Origin of the sequence: Corynebacterium sp. HMSC062E11, from assembly GCF_001811845.1 — a bacterium.
GTDB lineage: Bacteria > Actinomycetota > Actinomycetes > Mycobacteriales > Mycobacteriaceae > Corynebacterium > Corynebacterium hesseae.
This window is the reverse complement of the sequence record NZ_KV806820.1, coordinates 1-230: the sequence shown is the minus strand read 5'-3', so window position 1 is coordinate 230 and position 230 is coordinate 1. Positions and strand designations below refer to the sequence as shown.

Here is a 230-nt window from a genome sequence, read left to right as displayed (position 1 = left end):
TGAGGTTACCCTCGTTTAGTGGACACCCTATTTGTACGGATCTTGTGTCCGTAGGAGAGGATGTTCATTGTGAGTCAACAGCGCAAGAAGTACACGCCGGAGTACCGGCGTGAAGCCGCGAATCTGGTAATCGAGTCGGAGCGACCGATCGCTCATGTGGCTAAGGAGATTGGTGTTTCCGCCGGGCTTTTAGGAAAATGGGTCAAACTCGAGCGTGAACGCCGAGGAGC

1 protein-coding gene is annotated in these 230 nt (G+C 53.9%); it reads left to right on the top strand.

From position 1 onward, the window contains the following. Positions 1-60 precede the first annotated feature (60 nt). Positions 61-230, top strand: a 170-nt coding sequence (locus tag HMPREF2822_RS13865; protein ID WP_158014583.1) for a transposase, incomplete at its 3' end; no start/stop codon positions are given.